The organism is Parapedobacter composti (assembly GCF_900112315.1).
In the GTDB taxonomy this organism is placed as follows: Bacteria; Bacteroidota; Bacteroidia; order Sphingobacteriales; family Sphingobacteriaceae; genus Parapedobacter; species Parapedobacter composti.
This window is the reverse complement of record NZ_FOLL01000009.1, coordinates 58,311-74,450: the sequence shown is the minus strand read 5'-3', so window position 1 is coordinate 74,450 and position 16,140 is coordinate 58,311. Positions and strand designations below refer to the sequence as shown.

Sequence of the window (16,140 nt, the reverse complement as noted above, 5' to 3'; positions counted from 1 at the left end):
TTAATGAAATAATTTATCTATATATCAGGTAGCTTTACCTTTGTGATCCCAATGATCTTTCAGTACGATTCCGTCTGCCGTTTTCTTCAGCCGTCTGGCGTACCGCTCGCCCTTTATTTGTCCCTGTCCGTCTTTTTTTCCCAAAAACAGCAGTATTGGCGTACCGGTTTCATCCGTTTTAAAGGCCAAATCCAGATTTTATATGCTCTTTCTACCAGGGTATTGGGTGCGTATTGTTTGTTTAAAATACGTAATATGCCATCACCTAAATTCATAGCCGTTGGTTTTGTGCTATTCATGATCACTGATTTCAATATATATATTATCCTTGTGTGCCTGTATGCGTACATATCCACCAATTGGGAACGTAATCATTGGGGTTGTGTGTCCGAAGTCTACGTTAGCCACTACCGGAATCCTGGACAGCGGTTCCTTGGTTTTAATGATTTTTGTAAGTAGTTTGCGGGTTATGCCGGATTCTTGCTTAAATCTGCCGATAACTAATCCCTGTACGTGGTCGAAGTCGGAGTGATTAATTAGCGACTGTAGCTGATTTTGCATATTTCCGGCACTTTCAGGGCCATTGTCTTCCAGGAAAAGTACCGCGCCGCGGATATCGGGCATGTATTCACTTCCGTTCAGTAAGCTAAACGTTAAAAAGTTACCTCCAAGGATTTTCCCTTTGCATTCCCCTTCGTTGATTACCCAGTATCCGGTGTTGTTAACCGGTTCTTCTTCCCATGGGGAATTATAAAACACGTGCGGAGGAGATAATGCAAACGGAGCACTGCTGAAAAGGCACCTCTTAAAATACTCCAGCGTATAAGAAATGTCTTCACTGGCCCCGAAAATATTGAAATGGGGGCCATAATAAGTAACCAGCCCGGTTTTCGCAAAAAGGGCATTGTTTAAGGCAGTGATGTCTGAAATGCCACAAATAATTTTCGGATTGTCGTTAATCAGGTTGTAATTGATGTGGGGTAACAGTTGATTAGAAGTCGTACCCCCCGCCACCGCCAATATGGCCTTGACAGCCGGGTCCCGCAGTGCGTTATGCAGGTCGTTCAAGCGATGTTCCACGCTGGTGGAATGGAATTCATCGACTTCAGAAATATAATCGCCGAAACTGACCCGTAAACCGATCTGCTCAAGTCGTTCAATGGCCCGGAGGCGTTTGTCCAGGGTCAACTTCGGTAAAAGGCTTTGTGCCGGGGCGATGACGCGAATCTGGTCATCCAGGGTTAATTTGTCGGGAACCACAGTCTATCAGCTAAAAAAGGGCGCCTGAAGACAGGCGCCGCGGTAATGTCAGCATTAGTATTTCACGTTAATGGTTAATGTGCTCCTCGCAATTGGCCTGCGCGATTATGCCGGTGCTTTGTGGTATGCTGAGAGCTCGATACCGTGAATAAGCCGGCACCTATCTCCAGTATGCCTAAAATCAAATGAGGTGCGTAAACCTGTTCATAAAACCCAAACAGCCAGGGTGAGGCCGCCAATATCAGCCCTGCAACGACATCGATCGTCAAATGGGTAGACATCGGAACTATTTTAAGGGCTCCTCCCTCATAATCCGTAAGCAATGACATCCCGATAAGGGCGATACCAACAATTACGGCCACCCACGCTGCCCCAGCGATGGGAGCAAAGCCCAGCAGCCAAGGGGCCGCGATAAGTACTATTCCTGCCGTATAATCCAACACTGCATGGAATTTTCTGCCAATGAATCTCATAATGTTTTGTTTTTGGTGTGTAACTTGAATGTATCCTGCTCTTACTATACGCAGCGAAAATTCAGGCCAAACGCGCAGCGCAGCTGTATTACAGTATGGCTCACATGGAGTGTCCTAAATAACCAACCTGTTGTTTGCTTTTGACGATGGTAATTCCCGTTTCTTAAAACAGTGCTGCGGCGATTGAAAGCCTTTACTATTCGTTGTAATCACAATTTCAAAACAAAGTGTCTATGGTTTTGTCTTAATGCATAAAGGTGTTATAAATCAATATGTTATATTTTATTTTATCAGGAGGTAATATGGAAAATCTGGAAAAAACGGTAGAGGTACTCAATGATTTAGTGAAGATTAATAATGATCGTATCGCGGGTTATAAGAAAGCGATTGACAATTTATCTGAGATTGATGCAGATTTGCGCAAATTATTTAACCGGCTTATGATACAAAGTGAAGAATTGAAGGCCGAATTGCAGGAACATCTTGGTGGGTGGGACGGCAAATCCGATTCAAAAACAACACTTCCAGGTAGAATATACCGGCTTTGGATGGATTTCAAGGTCATTTTTGCAGTTAATGACCGAAAAGCACTTTTGGAAGCCTGTGAATATGGCGAAGATGCCGCGCAAAAGGCATACAGGGCTGCAGAGCAAGAGCCGGATATCCTCCCTACTTCGCGTGCCTTAATTACCAATCAGAAGGTAAAATTGCTGGCCTCACATGATTTGATTAAGGAACTCCGGGATGAGGAAAAAACAGAGGCCTAACGATTTTGGAACGGACTTGGCACAGGCCTCCACGTTAACAGTTAATAGAGTAAATGTAATTTTATCCTTAATGTTTATGACGATGGAAAAGCGAATGAGAATGAATGTAGTGTGGCTGATGTTGCCATGTGCGGTGTTCACGATGTCTTGTAATGACGATGATGGCAACGGAAGGGAGCGTATGCAAAACCAAGAGTTTGTAACGATGGCGGCGAGCAGCAATCGGTTTGAGATCGAGGCGGGGGAACTGGCGAGTGAGCAGGGTGCCGATGAACGCGTTATCGCGTTTGGAAACCACATGGTGATGGATCATGGTGCAGCGGCAACGCAATTAACGGTATTGGCGACCGCTAAAGGATGGAATATACCAGATGACATGCTCGAACGGGAACGGGAAATGCTGGAAGAACTCATGACACTGGAAGGTGCTGCGTTTGACAGAGCGTTTGCCCGGATGATGGTCACATCACATGAACAGGCAGTTGCACTGTTTGAACGTGCTTCAGGACAAGATGGTGTGTTCGATGATGATTTGCGCGCATGGGCTGCCGGTAAACTGCCCACATTGCGAGAACACCTGGAAGAGGCCAGGGAACTGGACGAGCAGATCAATCCTTAACTTAATGTTCCAGGCGCAAGTAGATTAAAAAAATGATAAAAAACGTTGGAATTACCGAACGCCTTTTATCCGTGGCAGCAGGAGCATTCCTGCTGGGTAAAACATGGCGAAGAAGCAAGGGACGCCCCATTCCGCTGCTGGCGGGGGGCTACCTTATTGTTCGGGGCAGCTTGGGGTATTGCCCCCTTAGCCATTGGATAGGCAAAAAAAATATACATAACCCCGCCATTAACATCAAAGTGGTTATGACCGTGAGCAAACCACGGGAAATGGTATATCAATATTGGCGTACATTACGCAACTTACCTTCATTCATGGCTCATCTTCAAGAGGTAGAGGAGAAAGACGAAAAACATTCCCGTTGGGTAGCCAAAGTACCCGGTACGGACGGTATTATCGAATGGGAAGCAGAAATTGTCAAAGACGAACCGCAACGGCTCATCGGATGGCAATCTACGGATGGGGCCATCATTAGGAACGCTGGGAAGGTACAGTTTTTTGATGCACCAAAACAAGGAACAGAGGTACGGGTTATTTTCAGTTATCATCCCCCGGCGGGGGGAGTGGGAGTAGGGATTGCCAAATTGCTGAATCCGTTGTTTAAAGGGGTTATCGAAGATGAAATACGCAATTTCAAACGGGTTATTGAAGCGGGTGAAATTCCTACTACGGTAGGCCAACCGGCTGGCGTGCGAACAGGAAAATTTAAGCTCATATAATTCTGTTATGAAAGCATTATGTTGGAACGGAGTAAGGGATTTAAGGGTAGAAAGGGTGGATGACCCGAAAATCCTGAACCCCCGCGATGCCATTGTAAAGGTAACCATGAGTTCCGTGTGCGGCTCAGATCTTCATCTGATTAACGGATTTATTCCATCCATGCAGGCTGGCGACATTCTGGGGCATGAATTTATTGGGGAAATCGTAGAGGTCGGGCCAGAGGTGCACCAGTTGGCCATAGGCGACCGCGTGGTGGTGGTGTCTATCATTGGCTGCGGCGAATGTACTTACTGTAAAGAGCAACTATGGTCGCTATGCGATAACTCGAATCCCAATGGGGTGCTTCAGGAAAAAATATTCCAATATCCCACGGCCGGTATTTTCGGTTATTCCCACCTTTTCGGGGGGTATGCCGGCAGTCATGCCGAGTATATCCGTGTTCCATTTGCTGATCATGGCGCCTTTAAAATCCCAGAGGATATTCCGGATGAAAAAGCGGTATTTGTATCCGACGGCATGCCTACGGGGTACATGGCTGCTGAAATGGCGGGCGTGAAGCCTGGCGATATCGTTGCGGTATGGGGTGCGGGCGGTGTTGGGCAGATGGCTGTTCAAAGCGCCTATCATTTAGGGGCTGAACGGGTTATCGTCATAGACAGCATTGATTACCGGCTAGCCGCAGCGGCCAGCCATAGCAATGCGGAAGTTATTAACTATGAAGATACCGATGTGCTTGAAGTGCTTAAGGAGGCGACAGGCGGCCGCGGGCCAGACTGCTGTATTGACGCGGTTGGGATGGAGGCAAATAGTAAAGGCGTGGAACATTATTATGACCGTGCGAAACAGGCATTGAAGTTGGAAACTGATAGACCCGCCGTATTGAGACAGGCCATAGCCGCTTGCCGGAAAGGGGGAACGGTAGCTGTAGTAGGCGTTTATGCCGGATTTGCCGACAAAATACCCATGGGGCTTTTCCTTAATAAAGGGCTTACCATGCGAGGTGGGCAGATGCACGGTCAACGGTACGTTCCCTTGTTGTTCGATCTGATCCGCGAAGGAAAAATCGATCCGGCGTTCATGCTTACTCATCCAATGCCAATAAGCAGGGGAGCCAAAGCATATGAATTATTTAACAAGCGGGCTGATGGTTGCATCCGGGCAGTCATTACTCCGCATGCCTAAGCGCCTTGGCAACCTTCGCGCTTTGTCAATATTGGTTAAACAGAAACGCCTGTATCTCCTCCAGTGTATTGACCGGCTCCACTCGATGTGTGCCATAATTAACAGCATAGACTTCGCTTTTGTTTTCCGCGCTTAAATCAGTTGGCATATTGGCAGGCAAATATTCTTCCACACCCAGCCAAGGTTTGTTCCGCCAAATGAAAAACCGCAACAACCGGCCATCGCCGGACAGGCATGGGCCTTCGGGAGGCAGGAATCCCATTGATTCCAGTTGATATCTGTCAAGTGTTTTCATCGTGTTGTTTTGAACGCCAACAAATTAAGTGCACGGTTGTTTGATGTCGGGGAATAAATAACATGCCATTTTAGCGAACAAATGTAGTATTGGCGGGTTGATTTGGAAACGATTAAACAGTTGATGGTATGAAGAATGCACCGACGACAACGTATAGGATACAATTCCATAAGCAGTTCACTTTTGCCGATTTGGAGCGGCAGATTCCATACCTGATACGCCTGGGCATAGACGCAATCTATGCTTCGCCGGTTTTCAAAGCGGTACCGGGCAGCATGCACGGTTACGATCAGACTGATCCGCTACAGATTAATCCGGAATTGGGAACACTGGGGGAATTGAAGCGTGTGGCACAGAAGTTATCCGCGGCAGGCATCGGCTGGATACAGGATATCGTTCCGAACCATATGGCGCTTCATCCCGATAATCGCTGGCTGTGGGATGTGCTGGAGAAGGGCCCGGATTCGCAGTTTAGGCATTTTTTTGACATGCATTACGCTGCATCCGACTATTTTGGTGAGCGACCGATGTTGCCTGTACTTGATGCGCCGTTGGAAGAGGCAATTAACGACGACGGTGTGACAGTGGGAAAGGTGAATGACCGGTATGTATTGGAATTTGCCGGACAATCCTGGCCCATTAATGCCGCAGGATTAGCCCTGATCCATAGGCAGCCTAGCGTAACGCCGGCCCGGCTGAATGCGGATAAAGCGCTCATTCATGAGCTGGTTGGCCTACAATATTACGAGCCATGCAGCTGGCGGGAAACCAATAGTCGGATAAACTACAGGCGTTTTTTTACGGTAAATGGCCTGATCGCCACGAATGTGCAAGATAACCGGGTCTTTCGCCGCATGCACCGGTTTATAGCCGAATTGGTGAAGTCCGGCATATTTACGGGGCTGCGGATAGACCACGTGGATGGATTGTCAGATCCGACCGGATATTTGTTACGGCTGCGGAAGCTCGTTGGTGAAAACACCTATGTGATTGTTGAGAAAATTCTTCAGCACGACGAGAGTTTGCCGCTCGGGTGGCCTGTTCAGGGAACCACCGGATACGAATTTTTGGCTATGGCCAATGGTGTACTGACAGACATGCGAAGTGAAAGGCAGTTTTCGCGGTTTTACCAACGTATAGTGAGGCAGAACAGTTCGATGTCCGCTGCGCTATGGCAGGCCAAACATGACCAATTGTATGGCTCCATGTCTGGTGAATTGAATAACCTTGCCGCTTTTTTCTGTAACTCGGTACTAACAGATGGCGCGCCGGAGGAAACTATTGACGAATCGGCATTGAAATCTGCCATTGCATTATTGGTTATCCATTGTCCTGTATACCGTTGGTACGGCCGTACGTTCCCGCTTACGGACACCGAAGCGGATGCAGTGAGGGAAACGCTGCAACGCGCAGCGGTGGAAACACCGGAACTGCGGAAGGAGCTTACGGTTTTAGAGCGCTTATTGGTTCCGCCGACGCTCACCGGATCCAAACGGTGGGTAGGGCATATCAGTGAATTTTACCGGCGTTGTATGCAGCTTAGTGGAGCGCTGATGGCTAAAGGGTTGGAAGATACGCTTATGTATACCTATAACCGTTATATTGGAGCAAATGAGGTAGGAAGTACCCCGGCTGCTTTTGGCTGCTCTGTAGAGGATTTTCACCGGTTTATGAAGTATCGGCAGCGGCACTGGCCGCTTTCGTTGAATGCCACTGCTACACACGACACTAAACGGGGCGAAGATGTGCGGGCGCGTTTGCAGGTTATTACAGCATTTCCCCGCCTCTGGGATGCAGCAGTAAAAAACTGGAGAAAGTGGAATGCGCCCTTTAAAACGCGCGATATGCCTGATGTAAATGATGAATATTTCATCTATCAAACGTTATGGGGCACATTTCCCATGCCCGGGCAATCACTTACTCCATATCGAAACCGTTTAGAAGCGTATCTGGTGAAAGCCTTGCGGGAGGCTAAGCGGCATACCAACTGGGTTAATCCGAACCCAGCCTACGAGAAAGCGGTGATCCGTTTTATACGGCGTATGTTACGGGCAGATGCGCCGTTTCTGAAACACTTCCGTGCTTTGCATGCTTCATTGCTTGATGGGGCTATTTGGAACTCTTTGGCGCAGGTAGTGCTGAAGTTTACTTGCCCGGGTGTTCCGGATATTTACCAGGGAAGTGAAGGATGGGATCTCTCGTTTGTGGATCCGGACAATCGGCGGCCTGTTGACTTTGAAACCCGGCATCGTTGGCAAGAGGCATCTTTAAGGACGGATCAGTTTAAAGACGTGGTGGGCGACTTATGGAGAAGCCGTACCGATGGACAGCTGAAATATTTCGTGATGGAAAGATTAGCCCAATTGCGGTTATCACATCGGGAATTGTTTTTGTCTGGAATTTATGAACCTTTGGCAGTGGCGGGCAAGTATCGCAAGCACATCCTTTCGTTCGTCCGGCGGTTAGCCGATGATTGGCTGCTGGTGGCTGTGCCACGGTGTATTGGGCAGAATATAATGGATGATGCCGTCAATATGGAACACATCGACTGGAAAGATACTCGTATACCACTGCCTCAAGGAGCACCGAAACGATGGCGTAATATCATCACAGACGAGGAGTGCTATATTACAGATGATTTGCTCTTAAGCACGCGTTTGCGCCAATTTCCAATGGGGGTATGGGTAGCCACAGAAACGAAGCGGTCAACGGGCCGGGCCGCGGGAGTATTGCTTCCATTGTTTTCGTTGCCGGCTGATTTCGGTATGGGCGATCTTGGATCTGGAGCTTATTGGTTTGCGGATTTTTTACAGCGGGCAGGACAACGATATTGGCTAATGCTTCCACATAATCCTACCGACAGTGGTGTAGCTTATTCACCATATAGCGCCCGATCGGCTTTCGCCGGCAATACATTGCTGATTAGTCTTGAAGCGTTTGCAGAACAAGGGTGGCTTATTTCAGGTGATTTAGATAAGCACCGGCTGCCGGCGGCATTAGAGGTGAGTTACGACAGTGCTTTAGCAGTGAAGAGTTTCTTCTTCGGAATCGCTTTTCGCAATTATCTGCGGCAATGGGAAGGGATGGAAGATGCCGGTTTTAAAGCGTTTTGTGAGCGTGAGACCCAATGGCTCGATGATTATGCACATTATGTTGTCTTGAAAGACATTCACCAAGACCAGCCCTGGTATACCTGGCCGCGGCCTTATCGCAGCCGTGACAAGCAAGCTATTGAGGAGCTCAGCGTTTCTCATGGTTACGAGATCCAGAAGGTCAAATGGTTACAGTATCAGTTCTATCAGCAGTGGAGCGCGCTTAAAGCCCATTGTCAGCACCTGGGGATACATTTGATGGGCGATTTGCCTTTTTACGTGAATCATGACGCAGCGGACGTATGGGCACACCCTGAGTTGTTTTGTTTAGACGGTACAGGACAGCTAGCGGGTATGGCCGGCGTGCCGCCGGATTATTTCAATGCCGACGGGCAGTCATGGGGGATGCCCGTATACCGCTGGGAAAACCATGTCAAGCAGGGATTCGCGTGGTGGGTTCAACGGATAGAGAAGAATCTAGCGATGTATGATATCCTGCGGCTTGACCACTTTCGTGCCTTTTACGACTATTGGGAGATTCCCAAAGGCGCTAAAACTGCCAAAGAAGGGCGCTGGAAGGAGGGACCCGGCATGGCCTTGTTTAATGCGGTGAAGGCAGTTATGGGTAACTTGCCTTTTGTAGCCGAAGACCTCGGCGATATACATGAAGGCATTTACCAGTTCCGGGATGAACTAGGAATTCCCGGAATGAAAGTCCTACAATTTGCCTTCGGCGGAGACGTAGGTACAAACATCCATGCGCCGCATCATCATTCACAGAATGATGTAGTATTTACCGGTACGCATGATAATAACACCGTTGCCGGCTGGTACGGTGATGACCTAACGGCAGAGGGAAAACGGCAATTGCAGGCATATTTAGGGATGCGCAGCCTTACGCCACGGCGGACCAGCGAGACCCTTTGCCGGATGGCTTACGCCTCCCCTGCTTCTTTGGCAATATTGCCTTTGCAGGATGTGCTTAAATTGGGGCGTGAAGCCCGGATGAATATTCCTGCAAAACCGGACGCTAACTGGAAATGGAGGCTGGACGCCAGACTTTTGACTTCACGTGTACATCGCCGGCTGGCGGAATGGGTGGCAGTGTATGGCCGGTAATGTTCAGCGGTAAAAAACAAAATGGTTGTCAATCGGTTGTCTGGAATAGAAAGAGCAACTATGACGCAAACTATTTATCCCGGCCGGCCTTATCCGCTCGGCGCCACTTGGGACGGAAAAGGGGTGAACTTTTCCATTTACGCAGAAAACGCTACGGAGGTTCAACTGTGTTTATTTGATGGCGAAGGTGACAATGTTACGGAGAAAGTAATCACGCTGACCGAACGAACGCATCAAGTTTGGCATGGTTATGTGCCTGGAATACGGCCAGGTCAACGGTATGGTTACCGCGTGCACGGCCCTTTTGAGCCGCAGGCCGGCCATCGGTATAACCCACATAAATTGCTGCTGGATCCTTATGCTAAAGCCATATCTGGGGTATTGAATGCGCATGAAGCCCATCTGGGTTATGAATTGGGTCATGCCGATGGTGACCTGACATTCAGTAAAATAGACAGCGCTCCGTATATGCCAAAATCTGTGGTTATAAACCCATCATTTGAGTGGGACGGCGATAAGCAATTAAATATCCCCTTCCATAAAACCATCATCTATGAGACACACGTTAAGGGATTTACTAAACTGAATAAGAAAATTCCAGCCCACTTACGGGGCACTTATGCTGGCCTTGCGCATCCCGATACGATTAGCTACCTTAAAAGTTTGGGTATTACAGCGGTTGAGCTTATGCCTGTACACCAATTTGTTAACGACCGGCAAGGTGACGGGCTATCCAACTACTGGGGATACAACTCTATCGGGTTTTTTGCGCCGGAGGCGCGCTATGCTTCATCGGGAACAATGGGGCAGCAAGTCCAGGAATTCAAAACCATGGTAAAAGCGTTGCACGCAGCCGGCATTGAGGTAATTCTAGATGTGGTATATAACCACACCGCCGAAGGCAATCATATGGGGCCCACCATGAGTTTCAAGGGCATTGATAATGCAAACTATTATAGACTGGCAGATGACAGGCGTTATTACATGGACTATACCGGAACTGGCAACACATTGAATGCCAATCTGCCCAATGTGCTAAGATTGATTATGGACAGCCTGCGGTATTGGATTACCGAGATGCATGTGGATGGCTTTCGGTTTGATTTGGCTGCTACGTTAGCTCGTGAGCTGCATGAGGTAAACCGGCTGAGCGCATTCTTCGATATTATTCACCAAGATCCGGTGATCTCACAAGTTAAACTTATTGCTGAACCTTGGGATCTGGGCGAGGGCGGATATCAGGTAGGTAATTTTCCGCCGGGCTGGGCGGAATGGAATGGTAAATACCGCGATTGCGTGCGCGACTATTGGCGGGGTGCAGACAGCATGCTGTCTGAGTTTGCCGAGCGCTTTACCGGAAGCTCGGATTTGTATCAAGATGACTATCGAAGGCCTACGGCAAGCATAAATTTCGTAACTGCCCATGATGGCTTCACGTTACATGATTTGGTGTCTTATAACCATAAACATAATGAAGCCAATAAGGAGGATAACAAAGACGGAGAAGATCATAACCGTTCATGGAACTGCGGAACGGAGGGGCCGTCAGACGATGAAACTGTCAATACATTGCGTGCGCGGCAGAAACGGAATTTCATGACGACGCTTCTGTTGTCGCAGGGGGTGCCGATGCTGTTGGCCGGTGATGAATTGAGTCGGACCCAAAAGGGAAACAACAACGCGTATTGCCAAGACAACGAAATTTCGTGGTTGCATTGGGAAAAAGCCGATCATACATTACTGCAATTTACCCGTAAACTTATAGCGCTGCGGCGGTCACATCCAGTATTCTGCCGCAGAAAGTGGTTTACCGGGCAGCCTATCAAAGGTGTAGGCGTGGAAGATATCGCTTGGTTTCTTCCAGATGGCAGGGAAATGCCGGATGAAAACTGGGATCACGACTTTGCTCGTTCGCTTGCTGTATTCCTCAATGGGCATGGCATCCGTTCGGTGGATGAAAAAGGACAACGCATTGTCGATGATAGTTTTTATCTTATTTTTAATGCCTATCATGATTCGCTGGATTTTGTGTTGCCAAAAGATAAACGCTATGGCGAGTCTTGGGTTAAGGTTATCGACACGGTCAGTGCCGAGGTGGATAGCTGGCCCGACCGACTTGTTGCGGGCAGCCATATTCAGGTTGAAGGGCGTTCTGTACAGGTATACCGGTGTAAGCAACAACAAAAATAGCGGTTACCAAAGGTTACCCTCAACAAAATCGATGGACCTATGCCGCTTAACCTGCGATGTATTCACTGTCAACAAGCTTGCCGTAATTGAAAACAAGCCTATTACCAGATGAGGGATATACACTTCGTTGTCAAAAAAGAGCAGCCAAGGGGCTGCAGCTAAAAAAATACCAATAAATAAGTCGCCCCACAGGTGCGTCGACATGGCGATTTTTTTGAAAATCCCCCCTTCGTAGTTGGTCAGCATGGACATGGCCAGCACGGTGGCGCCCAAACCTATCATCACGTTCCTTGCCGCATCGACCCCGGTAAAGCCTAATATCCAAGGGCTTGCCAACATCACGGCGCCAGAAACGTAGTCAAGAACGGCATGCAAGGGTCTGCTGATGATTCGTATAGTCATGTGTTGATGCGTTATCGGTTTTTACTTTTCGCTAATAGGCAGGCCTCGCTGCATAATAAGCAAGCAGCTGCACATTGCTGACAATGGTCTTCTTCGTGTTTGCCGCATACTTCCGCACACTGTTGGCAAATCCAGTGGCAGAGGTCTAAGAGGGGCTGCAGCAGCATCGATTGCCGTTTAATGGCCTTGGAGAGTAGCATGCACACTTCAGCGCAATCCAAACTTAGCTGTATGCAATCGGCAAACTGTCCGTTTTGTTCCGTCTTAATACTTGCGGCAGCGCAGTTCTCGCACATCAATGCACAGTGCCAAGTTTTTTGCAGCAACGATTGTATGGTATCTTCCATGATATAAAGTTTATGAATGATATTAAGGTGCAGTAAGGCGTATTACAATGCCTTCGTCGCCATTCAGATAGATGTCTTTCTCAATGTCCATCCCCTCAGCTTCTGGTGCCGTCGCGATAATCACCTGCCCTTTCAAGGTGTCAGAAGGAGGCTGGCTGTACCGGCAGGGCCGGGACGTCAAATTGAGCATGATAAAGAAACTATCAGCGCCCGGTGCATCTCGCCGGTAAGCAATGAATTGATCGTTCGAATAAACAGGCGTATACGTGCCATGGTTCAATGCGGGTTCGTCATTCCTTAGCTGAACAAGTTTGCGGTACAACGTTAACATGGAGTAAGCATCGTTCTGTTGTTGCTGAACATTAATTCGCGGGTATTTTTTATCCACCCTGAGCCATGGTTGTACTTTTGAAAAACCGGCATATTCATCGGCAGACCACTGCATCGGTGTACGGCATGGGTCGCGGCTCAAATTTTTTTCAGGCATATTAAGGCCTTGGGGATCCTGCTGCTCTTCCAGCGGAATTGCCACGTCGCGCATACCGATTTCATCGCCATAATAGATGGTAGGCGTTCCGCGCAGCGTAAGGAGCAACATCGCTGCTATGCGGGCTTGCGCTTCGCCCACACGGCTCGCAATCCGCGGATTGTCATGATTGCTCAATACCCAGTTAGGCCACCCTTCTGTGGGGAGTGCGCCTTCATATTGATCAATAGCTGCCGCGATCTCCGGAGCATGCCATGGAAGGCGTAGCATCAAGAAGTTGAAAGGCATGTGGGCCCCTTCGTTATTCGGCCCGTAATATTCCATTAGTTTTTGGATTGGAAGGTATACTTCACCGATAATTACCCTGTCTCCATATCCATCGGCAATCTGCCGCATTTGTGCCACGATGTCGTGAACTTCCGGCTGGTCGGTTGAATATACAGGCAAAAGCTGGTCATACGGAGGCTGGCTCTCTTTATATTCCGGATTAGGCGGATTGTCGCGGAACAGCTCATCTTTAATGATATGCCACATGACGTCTACGCGGAACCCGTCGACACCTCTATCCAACCAAAAGCGCATCACGTTAAACATGGCCTCCTGCACGTCATTGTTCCGCCAATTAAGATCCGGTTGCGCCTTGTGAAAAGCATGGAAGTAAAACTGGCGGGTAGGGGCATCCCATTCCCAACCACTTCCGCCAAATACACTCCGCCAATTGTTCGGAGGACTACCATCGGGCTTCGCGTCTTTCCAAATATACCAGTCGCGCTTTGGCGATGACGTAGCACGTCTTGACTCAACGAACCACGGGTGGCAGTCGGACGTATGATTGGGCACAAAATCCATGATGACCTTAATATTGCGCTGATGCGCCTGCAATAGCAGTTCGTCAAAATCAGCCATAGACCCGAAGATGGTATTAATGTCCGTATAATCAGCTACATCATAGCCGAAGTCAACCATTGGTGAAGGATATATCGGAGAAATCCAGATGGCGCCGATTCCGAGCCACTGCAAATAGTCGATTCGGTCGATTATCCCCCGCAGATCACCGATGCCATCGCCATTGGTATCTTGGAATGACCGGGGATAGATCTGGTAGATGACAGAAGTTTTCCACCATGGTATATTTGACATGATTTGATCCATACGCACGGCCATTGTTAAAACCTGACTTCGGGTGTATCCGTGACGGAGTCGGGATCCAGCCGGGTTACGCTGGTATCTGTTGGGTGGATCGGATCGCCTATACTGTCCCTTCTTACGGGGTCGTTGCCGCTTCTTGGTGGATTGCAAGCAAGGGTGGCGGCACAAAAGAAAGCAAATAACAGTAGTGTTTTCATAACGAATATTTTTTATGCTGTTGAGGTAAATACAAGTACGCTGACGGGCGGTATGGCAAGCGCTGAAGGGCTCACTGCTGCTGTATGAGCGATATCCGCCGCTGTTGAGTTTAACAAACACGTCCACCTTGTGTTTTGCGGAAGTGTATACGGCAGGTTTTGGTCAGACAAATTAAACAAAGCCAATAGCTGTGAGAGCCCAGATTCGTCTTTTCTCCATAGCGCCCAAGCGCCTGTACCGATAATATGGATCTGTGTGTCCAATTTATTGAAATTCCGTAGTGCGGCATGTGACCGGCGCAACGCGGTTAAGGCTTTATACCATGTCAGCAATTGACGGTGCCGGCCTTGGTTGCGCTTTGGCCAATCAAGTATGCAAGACAGGAACGTCGGTTCCGCTTGTGGATCAGGTGGATCCTCATCGCCAAGAAAATGTTCGAATTCCTGCTTCCGGCCTTCCCTCACTTGCGCGACCAGCTGCGGATCGGTATGGCTTGTAAAATAGAGGAACGGCCGTTCTTCTCCGTACTCTTCTCCCATAAACAGCATGGGGATATAAGGAGAAAGAAGAAGGGCCGCAGCGGCAATACGCAGGTGATTATCAGGCACCAATGTGGCTAAACGTTCACCGTTTTTATGATTGCCTATCTGGTCATGGTTTTGATTAAACACAATGAATTTGAAGCCTGGTATACCGGCCGAAGACGCGCCGTATTTCCGCTTACGGGCCTTAACATATTCGCCGCTGTGTACGAAGCCCTCGGTATAGGCCTTAGCCAATTGTTCCAACGACCCGAAATCTTCATAGCGTTGCTTGCCCTCGGGATATAACAATACAAACAGGGCGTGATGGAAATCATCAAGCCATTGCGCATCGAAACCATAGCCGCCCGTCTTGAAGTTCTGAATCACCCGCGGAGCATTGAGATCGCTCTCCGCAATCATATATACCGGTTTCCCGGTCTGTTGCGTGTATTGGTCTGCGTGCTCATTAATATAATGGAGCACATGTACTGCGCCATTATCCAGTATTGCATGGATAGCATCAAGCCGTAGTCCATCGATATGGTAATGATGGAACCAATGCAGTGCATTGCCGGCAAAAAAATCCCGTACGCCGTCAGACCAAGGGCCATCGAAGTTCAGTGCCTCTCCCCAGGGTGTTTGATACGCCTTTGTGAAGTAAGGGGCAAAATGGCCTAAATAGTTGCCTTCGGGCCCCAAATGGTTGTAAACAACATCCAAAATGACCGCTATGCCTTTCCGATGACAGGCGTCCACCAATCTCTTCAACCCCTCCGGTCCGCCGTAGGAATGTTGGACTGCGTAAGGAAACACGCCATCATATCCCCAATTTCGAGCTCCGGGGAATTGCGCGACGGGCATAACTTCAATGGCATTAACGCCGATGTCAAGCAGGTCGTCCAAACGGGGAATAACGGCGTCGAACGTACCTAATTCAGTAAAGGTGCCAATATGCAATTCATATATAACCAGTTCATTTATGGGGGGAGGTTCCCAAGTGTCGTCTGACCAAACAAACGTGTCATGGTTGATCGGTGCTGACGGCCCATGAACACCTTCTGGTTGAAAGTGAGAACCGGGATCAGGGTACCAATTTCCACTGTCTAGCTGGTAATAATAACGAGTTAAAGGGGAGCAATCTTCTAGTACCGCTTCGAAATAACCATCTGTCTTTAACGTCATGGGAATAACGCGTTCTTCTGGTGAAACCAGTTGTAACGTGATGTGCTGCTGCTGCGGCGCCCATACCCTGAACAGGCATCGTCCATCCGTTTGAAACTGCGGACCCGCAATTATTGAAAATAATTGTTGCATGA

At 48.6% G+C, this 16,140-nt stretch carries 14 protein-coding genes; 6 read left to right on the top strand and 8 right to left on the bottom strand.

What is annotated here, in order from left to right:
• Positions 1 to 24 precede the first annotated feature (24 nt).
• From BM030_RS10920 to BM030_RS10910, 3 genes are all read right to left on the bottom strand, one after another.
• Positions 25 to 189, bottom strand: a complete 165-nt coding sequence (locus BM030_RS10920) for a hypothetical protein (protein ID WP_211657576.1) — start codon at positions 187 to 189, stop codon at positions 25 to 27.
• Between the two features lie 102 nt (positions 190 to 291).
• On the bottom strand, positions 292 to 1,260 hold the full coding sequence (locus BM030_RS10915; RefSeq protein ID WP_090973636.1) for a S66 family peptidase: 969 nt from the start codon (positions 1,258 to 1,260) through the stop codon (positions 292 to 294).
• 74 nt (positions 1,261 to 1,334) lie between these two features.
• Complete coding sequence (locus tag BM030_RS10910; RefSeq protein WP_090973635.1) at positions 1,335 to 1,733, bottom strand: SPW repeat protein; 399 nt, start codon at positions 1,731 to 1,733, stop codon at positions 1,335 to 1,337.
• A 302-nt stretch (positions 1,734 to 2,035) separates the two neighbouring features.
• Between BM030_RS10910 and BM030_RS10905 the strand changes: the two genes are divergently transcribed.
• From BM030_RS10905 to BM030_RS10890, 4 genes are all read left to right on the top strand, one after another.
• On the top strand, positions 2,036 to 2,500 hold the full coding sequence (locus BM030_RS10905; RefSeq protein WP_170845705.1) for a PA2169 family four-helix-bundle protein: 465 nt from the start codon (positions 2,036 to 2,038) through the stop codon (positions 2,498 to 2,500).
• Between the two features lie 94 nt (positions 2,501 to 2,594).
• Positions 2,595 to 3,119: a DUF4142 domain-containing protein gene (locus BM030_RS10900; RefSeq protein WP_170845704.1), complete on the top strand. Its 525-nt coding sequence runs from the start codon at positions 2,595 to 2,597 to the stop codon at positions 3,117 to 3,119.
• Positions 3,120 to 3,151: 32 nt separating this feature from the next.
• Positions 3,152 to 3,838, top strand: coding sequence for an SRPBCC family protein (locus BM030_RS10895; protein ID WP_090973632.1), 687 nt, complete (start codon positions 3,152 to 3,154; stop codon positions 3,836 to 3,838).
• Positions 3,839 to 3,845: 7 nt separating this feature from the next.
• Positions 3,846 to 5,021 (top strand): zinc-dependent alcohol dehydrogenase, encoded by a 1,176-nt coding sequence (locus tag BM030_RS10890; protein WP_090973631.1) that lies wholly within the window; start codon positions 3,846 to 3,848, stop codon positions 5,019 to 5,021.
• 25 nt (positions 5,022 to 5,046) lie between these two features.
• Here BM030_RS10890 and BM030_RS10885 read toward each other — a convergent pair whose 3' ends face one another.
• A complete protein-coding gene (locus tag BM030_RS10885; RefSeq protein ID WP_090973630.1) occupies positions 5,047 to 5,316 on the bottom strand; it encodes a hypothetical protein in 270 nt (89 codons plus the stop codon).
• Between the two features lie 128 nt (positions 5,317 to 5,444).
• Between BM030_RS10885 and treY the strand changes: the two genes are divergently transcribed.
• Positions 5,445 to 9,527 (top strand): malto-oligosyltrehalose synthase, encoded by a 4,083-nt coding sequence (treY, locus tag BM030_RS10880; protein ID WP_090973629.1) that lies wholly within the window; start codon positions 5,445 to 5,447, stop codon positions 9,525 to 9,527.
• A gap of 60 nt (positions 9,528 to 9,587) precedes the next feature.
• Positions 9,588 to 11,717, top strand: coding sequence for a glycogen debranching protein GlgX (gene glgX / locus BM030_RS10875; protein WP_090973628.1), 2,130 nt, complete (start codon positions 9,588 to 9,590; stop codon positions 11,715 to 11,717).
• Positions 11,718 to 11,720: 3 nt separating this feature from the next.
• On the opposite strand, the gene BM030_RS10870 is transcribed toward glgX, so the two are convergent.
• The 4 genes from BM030_RS10870 to treZ all read right to left on the bottom strand — a co-directional run bounded on the left by BM030_RS10870 (position 11,721) and on the right by treZ (position 16,138).
• On the bottom strand, positions 11,721 to 12,119 hold the full coding sequence (locus BM030_RS10870; RefSeq protein ID WP_090973627.1) for an SPW repeat domain-containing protein: 399 nt from the start codon (positions 12,117 to 12,119) through the stop codon (positions 11,721 to 11,723).
• Between the two features lie 369 nt (positions 12,120 to 12,488).
• A complete protein-coding gene (locus BM030_RS10860) occupies positions 12,489 to 14,093 on the bottom strand; it encodes an alpha-amylase family glycosyl hydrolase (protein ID WP_211657575.1) in 1,605 nt (534 codons plus the stop codon).
• Positions 14,094 to 14,119: 26 nt separating this feature from the next.
• The gene (locus BM030_RS19655; RefSeq protein ID WP_139215879.1) at positions 14,120 to 14,299 is read right to left on the bottom strand and encodes a hypothetical protein; all 180 of its coding nucleotides are present in this window, start codon (positions 14,297 to 14,299) and stop codon (positions 14,120 to 14,122) included.
• A gap of 12 nt (positions 14,300 to 14,311) precedes the next feature.
• Positions 14,312 to 16,138: a malto-oligosyltrehalose trehalohydrolase gene (gene treZ / locus BM030_RS10855; RefSeq protein WP_090973625.1), complete on the bottom strand. Its 1,827-nt coding sequence runs from the start codon at positions 16,136 to 16,138 to the stop codon at positions 14,312 to 14,314.
• Between the last annotated feature and the right edge of the window lie 2 nt (positions 16,139 to 16,140).

Bases quoted from the DNA above. Each gene is read 5' to 3' on its own strand.
- BM030_RS10895 (WP_090973632.1), top strand. From the start codon at position 3,152: ATGATAAAAAACGTTGGAATTACCGAACGCCTTTTATCCGTGGCAGCA.
- treY (WP_090973629.1), top strand. From the start codon at position 5,445: ATGAAGAATGCACCGACGACAACGTATAGGATACAATTCCATAAGCAG.
- BM030_RS10905 (WP_170845705.1), top strand. From the start codon at position 2,036: ATGGAAAATCTGGAAAAAACGGTAGAGGTACTCAATGATTTAGTGAAG.
- BM030_RS19655 (WP_139215879.1), bottom strand. From the start codon at position 14,299: ATGAAAACACTACTGTTATTTGCTTTCTTTTGTGCCGCCACCCTTGCT.
- BM030_RS10900 (WP_170845704.1), top strand. From the start codon at position 2,595: ATGAGAATGAATGTAGTGTGGCTGATGTTGCCATGTGCGGTGTTCACG.
- BM030_RS10890 (WP_090973631.1), top strand. From the start codon at position 3,846: ATGAAAGCATTATGTTGGAACGGAGTAAGGGATTTAAGGGTAGAAAGG.
- BM030_RS10870 (WP_090973627.1), bottom strand. From the start codon at position 12,119: ATGACTATACGAATCATCAGCAGACCCTTGCATGCCGTTCTTGACTAC.
- BM030_RS10885 (WP_090973630.1), bottom strand. From the start codon at position 5,316: ATGAAAACACTTGACAGATATCAACTGGAATCAATGGGATTCCTGCCT.
- BM030_RS10860 (WP_211657575.1), bottom strand. From the start codon at position 14,093: ATGTCAAATATACCATGGTGGAAAACTTCTGTCATCTACCAGATCTAT.
- treZ (WP_090973625.1), bottom strand. From the start codon at position 16,138: ATGCAACAATTATTTTCAATAATTGCGGGTCCGCAGTTTCAAACGGAT.
- glgX (WP_090973628.1), top strand. From the start codon at position 9,588: ATGACGCAAACTATTTATCCCGGCCGGCCTTATCCGCTCGGCGCCACT.
- BM030_RS10910 (WP_090973635.1), bottom strand. From the start codon at position 1,733: ATGAGATTCATTGGCAGAAAATTCCATGCAGTGTTGGATTATACGGCA.